This is a genomic window from Paenibacillus intestini (assembly GCF_030803945.1).
GTDB lineage: Bacteria > Bacillota > Bacilli > Paenibacillales > Paenibacillaceae > Paenibacillus > Paenibacillus polysaccharolyticus.
The window spans coordinates 886,782-901,511 of record NZ_JAURUN010000002.1; the positions used below are offsets into that span (position 1 = coordinate 886,782).

Consider the following 14,730-nt stretch of genomic DNA (forward strand, 5'->3'; position numbering starts at 1 on the left):
TCTCCTCACTCTACTATGGTGTTGTCGTTGTAAAGAAAATCAAACATCGTTTTCAGATGCTGTTCCCAAAATCGCCATTCATGCGTTCCAGGTGTTTCTACATACCGAAAATCAAATGCAGTTCCCTGCATATACTCGGCGTAGTCCCGATTCATGTCCACGAAAGGATCATGGTCCCCGCAACAACTCAATATCTTCGGCAAGGCTCCTCCCTGCTCCAGCAGTCTGGCTGACAATGCGTAAATATCCTGATCAGCCTTTACCTGTAACCGTTCCCCAAAAACCGCTTTCATTTCCTTGATCATACCTTCCGGCATATGGGGATCACGAAGCCGCGCCTGAATATTCGTTACACCGGATAAAGACACTACTTTGCTGTACTGCTCAGGATAGGTCAACCCACATTTCAACGCTCCATATCCACCCATGGACAAACCGGCAACATAAGTTTTGGCTGGGTCGGAATTTAGCTTCAGTAGCCTTTCACATAGTTCAGGCAGTTCCTTCGTGATGTAGTGGAAGTAATTCAGGCCGTATTCCATATCCGTGTAATAACTGCGATTGGCTTCAGGCATGATGACGGTGCAACCATACTGGGCTGCATACATCTCAATGGTGGTCAGACGTTGCCAGGTACTCGCATTGTCTCCTGCCCCGTGAAGCAGATATAGTGTACCGCCTGAAGTCTCTCCGGAGTCACTGGATACCACGTGTATGCTTGTATTCATGCATAATGTGGGCGATCCGGTTTCGATCGTAATATGCGCCATTGATCGTAACCCCTTTCATCTTTGTTGCTTTTAACTGCGGCTTTGCTTTTTCTCTTTCTTTGCTTGCTGTTACTTCCCCCAACATGCTCACTTTTACCGGCTTTGGTTATCGAAACGATTCTCTCGAATCGTTTCAAAAACAATCAACACTGATTTACCTGGAGTTTAAATATCAACATTTTACTTGGAAGCGATTTCTTCGAATCGTTTCGAATAAATCATAATCCCGTTGACTAAACTCTGTCAATAACCTTTTTACAATTTTCGCGTTTTTTTATCAAAAAAGTGACCTGATTGTTCCAATTTTGATTCAAAAGGCACTTTTATAACGAGTATTTTCGGATTTAATCATTCATTATTACACAAGAATTGACATCAAACCGAGAATATACTAACATGAGTTCTAATTTTGCAATCAGATTACGGAAACGTTTCACCAGACTGAATTCATTCAGGTAAACGCTTGGAACTGGAGGGTTATCATGGCAGAACAACTTAAAGGATTTATTGACACAATCACAGAAGAGAAGCTTGTTGTGCACTCTGTGCGTGTACTACAAAATGGGCGACTTCTGGATGAATGGCATCCAGACGGTGATCGCCGGCGTGTGCAACATTCTGTAAGTAAATCCTTTACCTGCATGGCGGTTGGACTTGCCGTTGAAGAAGGACTTATTCAGTTGGATGACACTTTGGGCGATTACTTCCCTTATGACCAAGCACAGCGCCCCCCCTCACAACTGCCCTCTCCGCGAGAGCTCACATTGAGGGATCTGCTTCGCATGTCATCAGGTCACGATGACCCACCCCTCTGGGCTGACGAACGCGCCTCTTTAGAGGAAAAGGACTGGGTAAAACACTATATGTCTCTATCACTGGATCGAAGGCCAGGAGAGCATTTCACATACAGCAGTGGGGATACGTTTATGATCTCGGCCATGCTGCAAGAGGCTATTGGTCAGACAGTAAAAGATTACCTCATTCCACGTCTTTTTGAACCACTCGGCATGCTTGATATTGAATGGGAGACTTCTCCGCTTGGCGTTACCCTGGGATGTGCAGGTTTGTGGCTGAGTAACGAGGAATTAAGCCGATTTGGTCAGTTCTTGCTTCAAGAAGGTCGCTGGGATAACCAACAGCTGGTTCCAGCTGAGTGGATCAGAGCAGCTACTCGTAAACAGATTGAGACTACCGGAGATGGGGATTGGGGACAAGGCTATGGGTATCAGTTCTGGATGTGCTCGCATGATGCTTATCGAGCTGATGGAGCTTATGGTCAATTCTGCATTGTCCTGCCTTCCAAAGAGGCTGTCATCAGTATCAACAGTGAAGAGGAGAATATGCAAGGCATCCTGAACGCTGTATGGGATCAGATTTTGCCAGCGCTAAATCAGTCGAACTAAGGATGATTTATTAGTTTACATAGACACTGGGTGCAAGAACGAGCTTCCAAGTCGCTGTGTCATCTTATACAACGTTAAACATTAAAAAACAAAAACACCATGGAGTTTGTATGCTCCATAGTGTTTTTTGCTTGCTTTTATGAAAGCTGAGTCATTTCTTCTAAGCATTGTGCGCATATGTAACGCTCTTTAAAGTCATTGACATCTTCCATTGATCCGCAGAAAATACATTTCGGACGGTATCTTTCCAAGATAATGTGATCCCCTTGAACTAAAATTTCTACAGGATCTCCTTCATTCATTTGATACCTTTTGCGCAAAGATTTAGGCAATACGATCCTACCCAATTGGTCAACTTTGCGAACTACTCCAGCTGGCTTCATAGCTACGGCACACCTCTCCTATCTTACTCTGAATTTCTAGGTACATTAGTACTATATCTATAGATTCGCCAAAATTTTGTCGAATCCTGCTGGAAATAAACATTTTTTGTCCTTTTTTTTGAAAAATGTTTTTTTAGCGAATTATAACCGTCTTTTTAAGATGCGATTCCCTAATCCAGTCCTGGAAAATTTAGCTGACGCAGTGCTTCATATACAATAATCGCTGCTGAATTGGAAAGATTTAATGAACGAACATCTCCGCTCATCGGCATTTTCATGCTAGTTTCCGGGTTGGCAGCAATCAATTCAGGTGGAAGCCCCTTTGTTTCTTTACCAAACACGAGAAAGTCTCCATCCTGAAATTCGAAATCCGAATACCGGTTTTTAGCTTTCGTTGTTGCGTAGAAGAAACGTCCGTCCGGATATTTCTCCTGAACCTCGTCAAATGAATCATGATATTCGATATGAACCGCATGCCAGTAGTCGAGTCCAGCACGCTTCAAGGTCGCATCATCTGTCCGGAATCCCAGAGGACGCACAAGATGAAGATGAGTTCCAGTCGCCGCACAAGTCCGCGAGATGTTCCCCGTGTTAGCCGGGATCTCCGGTTCAACAAGAACGATGTGTAATGCCATATGTGTTTGATCTCCTTTTTATTTCATGTACATGTATACAACAATCCTCTAATTTTAAAGAAAAGCCCTCCACACGTCAATGTGGAAGGCTTTGCCATAGCAGAAGCACAGCTCATCCAAGCCTCGCTGCTACTATATTTGATCTTCTTTTTTAAAAATAAAGTTATCCGTTTGTCTGCTGGAAATGGTTCATAAAGTCGGTAAGTGCCTTCACACTCTCGTATGGGGCCGCATTATAGATCGAAGCACGAAGTCCACCTACACTGCGATGCCCTTTCAGACCTACAAAACCTTCCTGCTCTGAAGCTTTAATGAATTTCTTCTCCAGTTCCTCGGAAGCGAGCCTGAACGTCACATTCATCAACGAGCGGTCTTCTGACGCAACGCAGCCACGATAGAAATCCCCTGAGGAATCAATCGTATTGTAGAGTAATTCCGCTTTTTTGATATTCTTTTGTTCCACACCAGCCAGACCGCCTTGTTCTTCAATCCATTTCAACACTTCGTTCACCATATATACCGAGAAGGATGGCGGTGTATTATACAGGGAATTGTTATCTACATGAGTGCTGTAACGGAACATGGTTGGAATGGTCTTCGGAGATTCACTCACCAACTCCTCGCGTGCAATAACAACGGTAATTCCCGAAGGGCCGAGGTTTTTCTGTGCACCTGCATAGATCATACCAAACTGATTCAGATCAAACGGTTTGCAGAAAATATCACTGGACATATCAGCAATGAGCGGTACCGATCCGGTATCAGGGAAAGCCTTGAATTGCGTACCTTCAATTGTCTCATTTGAAGTTACGTGCACATAAGCCGTACGTTCAGGCAAACTCAGATTCGAAACATCCGGTAATTTCATGAATTTATCGGATTCCGAAGAAGCGGAGATATGAGTCTCACCAATTAACTTCGCTTCAGACAGAGCCTTTTTGGCCCAGCTGCCTGTCATGATGTAACTAGCTGTCTGACCTGCCCCAAGCAGGTTCATCGGCAGCATCGCAAACTGTGTGCTTGCACCGCCTTGCAAGAAAAGAACTTTATAGCCTTTTGGATTACCTAGCAGTGACAACAAGCGCTCCTGCGCTTCATTATGTACAGACTCGTACACGGCCCCACGGTGAGACATCTCCATAATCGACATGCCTGTATTACGAAAATCTACAAATTCCGCCTGAGCACGCTCCAATACTTCAAGTGGTAACGCTGCTGGTCCGGCATTAAAGTTATACGCTCTCTTTGTCACAAAATCCCCCGCCCTTTCCATCCTTAACTGACATATGAAGTAAATATTATCGCTATGATATCAGTATTCCCTGAACGCTTCAAGGGGAATATGCACTGAAAACTCGTTAAAAGCCATCAAATTCCTTTATCACCCTAAAAAGTTAAAGCACTACACTGTTTGTTTCAAGGAAAAGCCTCCGAGAAAGAATCCCGGAGGCTTTAATCTGGAACCCTTCGGTTCCGACTCCAACTGATTAGCAGTCGAAGTAGAGGCTGTACTCATGCGGATGAATGCGGATCGCAACTGCTTTAGCTTCATCGCGTTTGAGGTTGATGTAGTTATCGATGAATTCTTTGGTGAACACGCCACCTTCAGTCAAGAACTCGTTATCAGCCGCCAGTGCATCCAGTGCTTCTTCGAGGGAAGCCGGTACACTGCGGATGTTTTCTTTATCTGCATCAGAAAGGTCGTAGATGTTTTTATCGAGTGGACCATATCCGAGCTCCGTTGGGTTAATTTTGCGTTTGATTCCGTCCAGACCCGCCATCAGCATTGCAGAGAATGCCAAGTATGGGTTAGCTGTGGAGTCCGGTGTACGGAACTCGATACGACAGCCTTTAGGTGTTACCGCTGCTACCGGGATACGTACAGCTGCAGAACGGTTACCTTTGGAGTATACCAAGTTAACCGGTGCTTCGTAACCAGGCACGAGACGTTTAAACGAGTTTGTGCTTGGGTTAGTCAAAGCGATCAGTGCTGGAGCGTGGTAAAGGATACCTCCGATGTAATGCAGAGCCATTTCGCTGAGGTTAGCATAACCACCTTTGTCATAGAACAATGGGGAATCACCATCAAAGATCGATTGGTGAACGTGCATTCCGCTACCATTGTCACCGAACAGTGGTTTTGGCATGAATGTTGCTACTTTGCCATATTGACGCGCCGTGTTGTGCACGATGTATTTGTATACAAGCAGGTTATCTGCTGTTTTCTTCAAGGTATCAAAACGGAAGTTGATTTCAGCTTGACCCGCAGTCGCTACTTCATGGTGATGACGCTCGATGGACAAACCTGCTTCTTCCAACAAACGACACATTTCGCTACGGATATCTTGTTGAGTATCCACTGGAGCTACAGGAACATATCCACCTTTCGTGCGAACTTTGAAGCCCAGGTTGCCGCCTTCTTCTTTGCGGTTTGTGTTCCATGATGCTTCTTCGGAATCAACGAAGTAAGAAGAGCTGTTCGTACCGCTCTCATATCGAACATCGTCGAAGATGAAGAATTCGGACTCTGGTGCGAAGAACGCTGCAGTACCTACGCCGCTTTCTTTCAGGAAAGCTTCTGCTTTAACTGCGATGCTGCGTGGATCACGCTCATAACGCTCGCCATCCGGTGTGAAAATGTCACACATAACATTCAATGTAGGGTGTGCAGTGAACGGATCGACATAAGTCGCTTCAGGATCTGGCATCATAACCATATCGGACTCTTCAATACCACGGAAACCTTGGATAGAAGAACCATCAAACGCTACTCCATTTACGAACGTGTCTGCATCAACAGCCGAAGCTGGCAAAGAGATATGATGCGCACGACCAGCCAAATCTACAAAACGAAAATCTACCCACTCGATGTTGTTCTCTTGAATTGATTTCAATACGTTTTCAACCGACATGTATTCGTCCTCCCAAATATTCCGAACATTAAACAACCCCACGAAGAAAATGTCTATATATTCGAATTTTTTTCTGTCGTCATTATAAATTCTGAAACATAACATCGTCAATACTTATGTAAGGTATTTTTTGCGAGCATGTTAGGTATACTTACATTTTATAATATTCAAAAATGCATATAACAACGATTTTTATTCATATTTGACTGATTTAATGCGGTGAAGCGACCCCCGAAATAACCTAAATGATGGAAAAAACGTGACATCATAAATGTTTCTTATCACCTTTGATAATAAATATGTTCATATGTTCAAAATAGACGAAAAACCGGACATCTACCCAAATTGTTCACAAAGAACAAATTTGGAGCAGAGGTCCGGTTTTGACTATTTAAATCCCACTATCTACGTAAATTATACGCCTACTCGTGCCGGGAAAAATGCAGCAGGCTGTTTAGCCGTGTTAAATGTTTTGCCCACAATCGGAGCTAATTTCTCCAGATCTTGTAGCAGGTTAGCAAACTGGTCAGGGAACAAAGACTGCACACCGTCTCCAGTCATAGAGTTGTCGGGATCTGTATGCATCTCAATGATCAGGCCGTTAGCTCCTGCGGCTACCGAAGCTTTGGTCATCGGTTCTACCAGCTCACGGCGTCCCGTGCCATGGCTCGGGTCAGAGATGACTGGTAGATGGCTCAAAGACTGCAAGACAGGGATTGCCGACAGATCCAGTGTATTACGAGTGTATTGTTCAAACGTACGGATACCGCGCTCACACAGCATCACATTCGGATTACCACCAGCAAGAATGTATTCTGCTGCATTAAGCAATTCATCATATGTCGCACTGAATCCGCGTTTAAGCAATACCGGCTTACCGCACTCACCCAGCTTGCGCAGCAAATCAAAGTTCTGCATGTTCCGTGTACCCACCTGCAGAATATCCGCATACTCCGCACAGATATCTACGTATTCCGGCGTCATGACTTCTGTAATCGTGAGCAGGTCATGCTTCTGACCTGCTTCTGCCATCATGATCAAGCCTTCCACACCCGTTCCTTGGAAGCTGTAAGGACCTGTACGTGGCTTGAAGGCACCTCCACGAAGCACTTGACCCCCAGCTGCTTTCACAAGTCCAGCAATCTCATCAATCTGTGCAGCGGATTCAACGGCACAAGGCCCACCCATAACGACAAGCTCTTTTCCGCCAATATCTACACCTTTAATGGAAATGACCGTGTCTTCCGGATGGAAGTCACGACTTGCCAGTTTGTAAGATTTCGAGATTTTCACCACGTTCTCCACGCCCTTCATTTGGCGAAGGTGCTCTTGCATCTTAGGTTCCACTTTACCGATCAATCCAATGATCGTGCGATCCTCTCCGCGGGATACATGTGCCTGCAGCCCTTCCTTTTCAATCACACTAACGATATCCTGAATTTGGTCCTCCGAGGTAGCCTTGCCTGCAATTACGATCATAAATTTTCCCATCCTTCCTTGTATAAGAGCACTCGTTTACTTCGTGCGTCTGATGTCTGATTTCTGATTTCTAAAACCCCAAAATTCTGTCGCGCTTAAACGCTTGTTCGCTTTTAAGCTTTTAATCACTAAAGCAAATATAACACAGTTTCTTCCTATCGTCAAGGAGTGATCACTATATCCGGTATTTTCTACAGGTAAAATATAAAATGTATAGACAAAAAAACATCCCGCTATGTCACATCCCAATGAAACGAGGATCTGCACAGCCGGATGTTTCCTATTCACTTTTGAAATTTATGTGGTACGCGTCTTCTCTCGAACCGGAGGCAATAGCTTGCTCATATTAACGGTACGTACAATTTCCCACGTTTCCGGCTGATCATGCTCATACTGCTCCAGATATTGAATAACTTCCTTGGTGATTGGTGTTGGAGTTGAAGCTCCTGATGTCACAGCCACTTTCTGCACACCTTTCAACCAGTCTTGTTGAATTTCAGATACGTCGGATATACGATATGCCGTCACGCCCGCAATCTCCTCGGACACTTGTGCCAAACGATTGGAGTTATTGCTACGTGGATCACCCACAACAATAACAAGATCGGCCTGCCCAGCTTGCTCTGCTACCGCTTCTTGACGTACTTGCGTAGCGAGACATATTTCGTTATGAATTTCAGCTCCTGGGAATTTCTCCAGCAACCGGCTCATAATGTGTTTGATGTCCCATTGACTCATTGTCGTCTGATTGGTAATCAAAATTTTCCCCGCAGGCACGTTCAGACCTTCAATCTCTTCTTCCTTCTCAATCAGATGAACACGGTCTGGTGCAACACCAATCGCACCTTCCGGTTCCGGATGATTCTTCTTACCGATGTAGATAATATCATAACCTTCAGCCGTCTTCTCCCGGATCAGATCATGAGTCTTCGTCACATCTGGACAGGTTGCATCTACTGTGGTCAGCCCCTTCTCCCGAGCCAGCTTACGTACCTCCGGCGAGACACCGTGAGCCGTAAAAATAATCGTGCCACTCTCCACCTGATTCAGAATCTCCATCCGATTAGGACCGTCCAGCGTAATAATGCCCTCATCTTCAAAAGAATCAGTCACATGTTTGTTATGCACAATCATACCTAATATATAAATAGGCCGTGGTAAATCCAGGTTGCGTGCCGCCTGACGAGCAAGCACCATGGCATCTACAACTCCATAACAGTATCCCCGCGGCGAAATTCGCAGTACTTCCACTTGGTTGCCACCCGCTTTCTTTTCGGCTGTATAGGCCGATGTAATTGCAGTCTTCATCCTATTATACCTTTATTCGATAGGCGGGGCAAAGACCACAGGCAACCAGATGATAAAAGTGGTTCCTTCTCCTCGTCTCGTTACCACTTCAACCGACCCGTTATGCTCCTCAATGATCCATTTGGCAATGGATAATCCAAGTCCGATACCCGGCGTCGCCCCACGAGATTCGTCTGCCCGGTAGAACCGGTCAAAAATAAACGGTACCTGATCCCGTTCCATACCGATTCCCGTGTCACTGATCCGCAGTCCGACCTGCCCTTTATACAACAGAGCATCCAGCGTAACCGAACCCTCCGGGGTGTATTTAAAGGCATTTTCTATAAAAATAAACAAGACTTGTTGCAGATAATCTTTGCTTCCGTTTACGTAAATACCATTCAGAATCGACAAATCCCCAGGAAGCCAGTCTGCCTGACGATCCAGGAACTGGGCCCTACGTGCTACTTCCTGCACCAGAATCTGCAGCGGAATGGGATTAAGCTCGATCTTCTGACCTGTATCCGCTCTGGCAAGGGATAACATATCGCTGATCAGACGGCTCATACGCTTGCCCTCATCAGCCATATCCTCAATGGCCTCAAGAGACATCTGCCTGATCGTTTCTTCATCCAGATTCGGGCGGTCTCCACCCTCCTGATCCCACAACTTTTTCAGGAAATCCACATTTCCTCGTATGGTAGTCAACGGTGTCCGTAGCTCATGGGAAGCATCGGATACGAATCGCCGCTGTGCCGTATTCGTCTCTTCCAGCCCACGGAAAGACAGCTCGGTTCGCTCCAGCATGTTATTCACCGTTTCAATCAGACGACCGATCTCATCCTTCGGTCCCGAATACTGAATACGTACACTAAGATCGTCTCCAGACTGAATCTGATTAGCGGCATCAATCACATTAACCAGTGGTCGCATGGACTTACGGGCCAGAATCAAACCGGATGTAATGGCAAGCGCCATAGCTACAAGCCATCCGAACACCAAGATATTCCTTAATGCCTCAAGCAAACGCTCCTGTGAACTGACATTAGCTCCCACTTGAAGTAGTCCCCTGATGTCATTTGTTCCCTTAAGAGACAGCGCCTGCTGATTAACGAGAAAAGGGATACCATGCACACTGACTTTGGAGATCCCTATCTCATCACGAATACGGTTAATATTAATCACAGGAAAGGTAATGTCCGCTTTCTCCATATTACCTGAGAACTTAACCGATCTGCTTTCATAGTCCACCAGTTGAATGTAGATTTGAGCTTCCTGAAGCTGGCTCTCCGCAAAAGGATCAAGATCAAGTGTCTGTGATAGCGGGTTGACCCCGATCTGTTCCGTGATCCGCAGGCTCTTTTCCCTTAACTGCTGTTCTACTTCGTTGTAGGTATTAAAATACACAAAAGCATAAATGACCACACCCCAAAAGATCAGCACGGCTGCCAGAATTCCCGAATACCATGCGGTTAGTCTCAACCGAATGGACATGTTACGAGTCACCTCTCAAAATGTAGCCGGCTCCCCGGATCGTCTGAATGAGACGTTTGCCTCCATGCTCTTCTGTTTTCTGTCTAAGCATCGCGATATAGACCTCTAACACATTGGACTCGCCGCTATAATCGTATCCCCATATTTTGTCCATAATGAGGTCACGAGACAGTACCCTTCTCGGATTTTGCATAAACAGATTAAGCAATTCAAACTCTTTTGCTGTCAGTTCAAGACGTTTGCCATCTCGGAGCACTTCGCGTGAATCGTTATCCAGAATGATATCTTCATATACTAGGCGATTGTCTACCACGTTGGAGATATCCGCTTTGCGACGCAGCAAAGCACGGACACGTGCGAGCAATTCTTCCAGTGCGAACGGCTTCACCAAATAATCGTCAGCACCGGTATCCAGTCCGGTCACCCGGCTCTGAACCTCATCCTTTGCAGTAAGCATCAGCACAGGAACTTTACTACCTGCTTCTCTCAATCTGCGGCATACCTCAAAGCCATCGATCTGCGGCATCATCACATCGAGCACTACGATATCCGGCTCCTTATCCATCAGCTTGCTTAGGCCTTCTGCTCCGTTAGAAGCTGTCTGAACCTCATATCCTTCAAATGCCAGGCCTCGGCGCAGCATAGACACAATTTTCTCGTCGTCATCTACAATTAAAATCGTTGAGCGCATGGTCTTTCTCCTTTACCCTATCGTTGTATCCCCATTGTAACAGGCCAAAGCCTGATTCGCATCTTCTCCATAATCCATAATAGAGAAACTATGCAAAAACAGAACAGAAACATCGTGCAAAAAAACGGAAGGGCCTTAAACCCTTCCGTTCTTACCTTCATCTACTTCAACCTGGTTGCAATTATTGTTGCTGTGTTTGTGTTGTATCGTAATCATACTTGTTGCCAATTTTCACTTTCACATCAATCTTCTTGCCGTCACGTACAACATTAAGCGTAATCTCTCCGCCGACTTTCTGAGTCTTGATAAAGTCGATCAAATCCTGACTTGTTGCTTTTGAAGTACCATTTACGCCGGTAATGATATCATACGGTCTCAGATCAGACTGGTAAGCTGGAGATTGGTACACCGTGCTTGCAACAACTGAACCTTCCGTAATATTTGTTCCCATTTGTTTGGCCACTTCCGGGGTGAGATTCATCAGAGAAGCACCGATAAACGGTACAGGTTCTTTGGGAACATCTTTGTTCTCTTTCAAGTATTTCACCGCTTCAGAGATGACACTGGACGGGATTGCAAAACCGATACCTTGAGCATCCGCACTTACAGCAACGTTCATACCGATAACTTCTCCGTTCAGATTCAGCAACGGACCACCCGAGTTACCCGGGTTAATCGAAGCATCTGTTTGCAACAAGTGGCTGTATTCACGTGTTTTACCTGTTTCTTGATCCGGAATGCTGATCGTACGTTCTTTGGCACTAAGAACACCTGCAGTTACTGTATGTTCAAAACCTTCAGGGTTACCAATCGCTACAAGCCATTCACCAACTTGTGTGCTATTTGAGTTGCCTAGCGGTGCTACAGGGAAATCTTTATCACCGCTATTTTTCTCAATTTTCAACACGGCAAGGTCAAGATCAAAACTGCTTCCGAGCAATTTAGCTTCATATGGCTTGCTATTGTTCTCAAGTGTTACCTGAATGACATCTGCACCTTGAACAACGTGCTGGTTCGTCAGTATATAGCCTTCTTTATCAAAAATAAATCCGGAGCCGATCCCCATGGGTACGAGTTGATTGCTCGCTTGAGGTTGAGGCTGTTGACCTTGTTCTTGTTGTTGTTGATTTCCGTTAGGTCCACCAAGTCCGCCACCAAAGAAGTATTGATACAACGGATCGTTTGTATTTGCTCCACCTTGTCCAGAACCACGTGTGGACTGTTTAGCCAGCGTTTCAATTTTCACGACAGCCGGGCTCGCCTGTTTCACCACAGAGGATACATCCTCTTTACCTGTCGGTAGCAAGGACGCCGTCACATTGTTACCTCCACCTGTATTACTCGGTGTTTCCTGAGCAGATTCCGTTCCGTTATTCGTCAGCGCGGCTTGTGGTGTGAACATGTTCGTTCTGTCGGCTGTGTACATCAACACAGTGATGACTAACATACCTGCGATAAAGGAGAACAGAAGTGATCTTACAGAAGACCTTGGTCTGCGGTTGTTATAGTTCCAGTTACCATTGTTATTTCCATTTCCTTGACCTCCGCCATGACCCGAACCGCCGCCAGACATTCTGCCCGTTTGACCAGAGGAGTCATTATTATGGTAAGAAGGTACAGGTTTTATTGGATCTGGTCTTGTAATCTCCACATTTCCTTCTTGCCCTGGCCCATTGCCACTAGCTGTATCTTCCTGACTCACAGACTGGAATGGTCCGTAAGAATAATAATACGAGGAGTCATCATTTCCGGCAGGATTCCGATTTTCAGTTTGATTCGTTTCTTTTTCCTCATCTTGTCGATTTGATCTATAATTACGTTCGTCCATGCCTCTCTACCTCCCAATCTCTTATTCGCAAGAGATATTCTTTAACTGTCCTTATTTTGTACTTTGAACCTTAATCGTACCTTAAAAACAATTAAAAAGGAGATAAAAGCATGCAATATTTGCTGTTTTTTCCCGTCATAGCAACATTTTCAGCCTTGCTTCTTCACCCATCCTTGCCGATGTGCGTAAATCGCCAGTTGTGTCCGATCATCCATCTCACATTTCATCAGCAAATTACTTACATGTGTTTTAACGGTTTTAATACTGATATGTAATTCTTCTCCGATATCTTTGTTGGTTTTCCCTTCAGCAATAAGTAGAAGTACTTCCTTCTCCCGATCGGTAAGTCCAGATTCACTGTCCCTCGCCGTCCGTTGCCGGATGCCTCGCGTTAACGCCTGTGAGACATCTCCTGTCATCACAGGCATCCCTCGGTTAGCACCTTGAAGAGCATAGATCAGTTCTTCGGCGGATACCGTTTTGAGCACATAACTTACTGCTCCTGCCTCGATCGCTTGAACAACGAGATCATCTTCCAGAAAACTGGTCAGCATGACAATCTTCATATTCGGAAATTCAGACATAATGGCTTGCGTAGCCTCAGCTCCGTTCATCACCGGCATCATCAGATCCATCAGAATCAGGTCCGGCATTTCCGAATCCTTCATCTGACGTAGCTGATCGAGTGCATGTTGCCCGTTACCTGCTTCTGCCATCACATGGAACGTAGGCTCCAGCATGAGGTAAGTCTTCAAGCCCATTCGTACCATATCGTGGTCATCCACAATCATTACGTTTACTTTGCCATTCATTCTGATTCCTCCTCGGACACGTTATCAAATTTCGGGATGAGCACTCGTACCGTCGTACCCGCCCCAGGCTTGGATATAATCTGCACTTGACCGCCCAGCTTCTCGGCACGTTCTCGCATCGTGGACAACCCATATGAGCCTGGTCGCTCCGTCTGTTGCAAGAAACCTTGCCCATCATCACTGATGCTCATGCTGATCTGATGCTCCGATTCCCGGATAGCCAGACTAACGAGTCCAGCTTCAGCATGTTTAACAACATTGGCTACAGCCTCCTGAATAATGAGAAACAGCTGGTGCTCAATGGCATCAGAGACTCCGCCATCCAACTCCAGCTCTTTCACGCCTTTTAAACCATTTTGCCGACAATAATCAGGGAACCAGCTGTCGAGTGCTGCAGTTAGGTCGCGTCCCTCCAATTCAATCGGCCTGAGTTGCGCGATCAATCCACGCATCTGGCGCTGTGCAATATGAGACATCTGAATTAACTGGTCGAGCACATTGCGACCATGCTCCGGATTCATCTCTAGCAGACGTGGAAGGGATGAAGCAGACATATGCATGGCGAATAGTTGCTGACTCACTGTGTCATGCAGATCCCTTGCCATACGTTTACGTTCTTCGATAACGGCACGCTCAGAAGCCTGTTCCTTTTCAATAACCTCTTGCTCACCAAGCCGCTGGAGTAACCTCATTTTTTTCTCAATGGACTCCATCATCACATTAAACTCCTGATACACCCGTCCAAAAGAAGCATCTTCCGCATCAGGCATGCGAACCGCAAGATTTCCTTTAGATACTTTCAACATATTGAGATCGAGCAAATCAATTTTGCGCTGAAGCCGCAATGCGGCGATATAGCCGGTGACCACAGTACCTACAACGACAACTCCGATATATGTCCATGCCCGATTGCGATTGTCCCCTGTAAGCACATCCCCATATAACAGATAGAATCCGCCCAGTGTGATCAATCCGGTCAACACGAAATACGTCATCAGTTCCCACTTGTTTGCCTTAAGAATCGTTCGAATCATAG

13 protein-coding genes are annotated in these 14,730 nt (G+C 45.6%); 1 reads left to right on the forward strand and 12 read right to left on the reverse strand.

Features of this window, described 5'->3' with window-relative positions; all coding sequences use genetic code 11:
- Positions 1-5: 5 nt before the first annotated feature.
- Positions 6-770, reverse strand: a complete 765-nt coding sequence (locus J2T16_RS09035; protein ID WP_154886846.1) for an alpha/beta hydrolase — start codon at positions 768-770, stop codon at positions 6-8.
- 482 nt (positions 771-1,252) lie between these two features.
- On the opposite strand from J2T16_RS09035, the gene J2T16_RS09040 reads away from it, so the two are divergent.
- Positions 1,253-2,173: a serine hydrolase domain-containing protein gene (locus tag J2T16_RS09040; protein WP_499018180.1), complete on the forward strand. Its 921-nt coding sequence runs from the start codon at positions 1,253-1,255 to the stop codon at positions 2,171-2,173.
- A 137-nt stretch (positions 2,174-2,310) separates the two neighbouring features.
- On the opposite strand, the gene J2T16_RS09045 is transcribed toward J2T16_RS09040, so the two are convergent.
- The 11 genes from J2T16_RS09045 to J2T16_RS09095 form a co-directional block, all read right to left on the reverse strand.
- Positions 2,311-2,556 carry an AbrB/MazE/SpoVT family DNA-binding domain-containing protein gene (locus J2T16_RS09045; protein WP_090919903.1) on the reverse strand — a complete coding sequence of 82 codons (246 nt, stop codon included), beginning with the start codon at positions 2,554-2,556 and terminating at the stop codon, positions 2,311-2,313.
- A 170-nt stretch (positions 2,557-2,726) separates the two neighbouring features.
- Positions 2,727-3,191, reverse strand: a complete 465-nt coding sequence (gene trmL / locus J2T16_RS09050) for a tRNA (uridine(34)/cytosine(34)/5-carboxymethylaminomethyluridine(34)-2'-O)-methyltransferase TrmL (RefSeq protein ID WP_482913992.1) — start codon at positions 3,189-3,191, stop codon at positions 2,727-2,729.
- A gap of 163 nt (positions 3,192-3,354) precedes the next feature.
- Positions 3,355-4,443 (reverse strand): 3-phosphoserine/phosphohydroxythreonine transaminase, encoded by a 1,089-nt coding sequence (gene serC / locus J2T16_RS09055; protein ID WP_499018181.1) that lies wholly within the window; start codon positions 4,441-4,443, stop codon positions 3,355-3,357.
- A 235-nt stretch (positions 4,444-4,678) separates the two neighbouring features.
- Entirely contained in the window at positions 4,679-6,103 is a 1,425-nt protein-coding gene (gene glnA, locus J2T16_RS09060) for a type I glutamate--ammonia ligase (RefSeq protein ID WP_090919896.1), read from the reverse strand.
- Positions 6,104-6,517: 414 nt separating this feature from the next.
- Positions 6,518-7,582 carry a 3-deoxy-7-phosphoheptulonate synthase gene (gene aroF / locus J2T16_RS09065; protein ID WP_441925785.1) on the reverse strand — a complete coding sequence of 355 codons (1,065 nt, stop codon included), beginning with the start codon at positions 7,580-7,582 and terminating at the stop codon, positions 6,518-6,520.
- Between the two features lie 297 nt (positions 7,583-7,879).
- Entirely contained in the window at positions 7,880-8,833 is a 954-nt protein-coding gene (locus tag J2T16_RS09070; protein ID WP_154887432.1) for a 4-hydroxy-3-methylbut-2-enyl diphosphate reductase, read from the reverse strand.
- A gap of 69 nt (positions 8,834-8,902) precedes the next feature.
- Positions 8,903-10,363 (reverse strand): sensor histidine kinase, encoded by a 1,461-nt coding sequence (locus tag J2T16_RS09075; RefSeq protein ID WP_154983018.1) that lies wholly within the window; start codon positions 10,361-10,363, stop codon positions 8,903-8,905.
- A gap of 1 nt (position 10,364) precedes the next feature.
- Positions 10,365-11,054 carry a response regulator transcription factor gene (locus J2T16_RS09080; protein ID WP_090919888.1) on the reverse strand — a complete coding sequence of 230 codons (690 nt, stop codon included), beginning with the start codon at positions 11,052-11,054 and terminating at the stop codon, positions 10,365-10,367.
- A 181-nt stretch (positions 11,055-11,235) separates the two neighbouring features.
- Complete coding sequence (locus tag J2T16_RS09085) at positions 11,236-12,882, reverse strand: S1C family serine protease (RefSeq protein ID WP_339837282.1); 1,647 nt, start codon at positions 12,880-12,882, stop codon at positions 11,236-11,238.
- A gap of 149 nt (positions 12,883-13,031) precedes the next feature.
- Entirely contained in the window at positions 13,032-13,694 is a 663-nt protein-coding gene (locus tag J2T16_RS09090; protein ID WP_154886857.1) for a response regulator, read from the reverse strand.
- Positions 13,691-14,728, reverse strand: a complete 1,038-nt coding sequence (locus J2T16_RS09095; RefSeq protein ID WP_090919880.1) for a sensor histidine kinase — start codon at positions 14,726-14,728, stop codon at positions 13,691-13,693. The genes J2T16_RS09090 and J2T16_RS09095 overlap by 4 nt, the downstream gene beginning before the upstream one ends.
- Positions 14,729-14,730 lie beyond the last annotated feature (2 nt).

Excerpts from the sequence above, each read along its gene's own strand:
- J2T16_RS09035 (WP_154886846.1), bottom strand. The coding sequence starts at position 770 with ATGGCGCATATTACGATCGAAACCGGATCGCCCACATTATGCATGAAT.
- J2T16_RS09040 (WP_499018180.1), top strand. The coding sequence starts at position 1,253 with ATGGCAGAACAACTTAAAGGATTTATTGACACAATCACAGAAGAGAAG.
- J2T16_RS09045 (WP_090919903.1), bottom strand. The coding sequence starts at position 2,556 with ATGAAGCCAGCTGGAGTAGTTCGCAAAGTTGACCAATTGGGTAGGATC.
- trmL (WP_482913992.1), bottom strand. The coding sequence starts at position 3,191 with ATGGCATTACACATCGTTCTTGTTGAACCGGAGATCCCGGCTAACACG.
- glnA (WP_090919896.1), bottom strand. The coding sequence starts at position 6,103 with ATGTCGGTTGAAAACGTATTGAAATCAATTCAAGAGAACAACATCGAG.
- aroF (WP_441925785.1), bottom strand. The coding sequence starts at position 7,582 with ATGATCGTAATTGCAGGCAAGGCTACCTCGGAGGACCAAATTCAGGAT.
- J2T16_RS09075 (WP_154983018.1), bottom strand. The coding sequence starts at position 10,363 with ATGTCCATTCGGTTGAGACTAACCGCATGGTATTCGGGAATTCTGGCA.
- J2T16_RS09080 (WP_090919888.1), bottom strand. The coding sequence starts at position 11,054 with ATGCGCTCAACGATTTTAATTGTAGATGACGACGAGAAAATTGTGTCT.
- J2T16_RS09085 (WP_339837282.1), bottom strand. The coding sequence starts at position 12,882 with ATGGACGAACGTAATTATAGATCAAATCGACAAGATGAGGAAAAAGAA.
- J2T16_RS09090 (WP_154886857.1), bottom strand. The coding sequence starts at position 13,694 with ATGAATGGCAAAGTAAACGTAATGATTGTGGATGACCACGATATGGTA.
- J2T16_RS09095 (WP_090919880.1), bottom strand. The coding sequence starts at position 14,728 with ATGATTCGAACGATTCTTAAGGCAAACAAGTGGGAACTGATGACGTAT.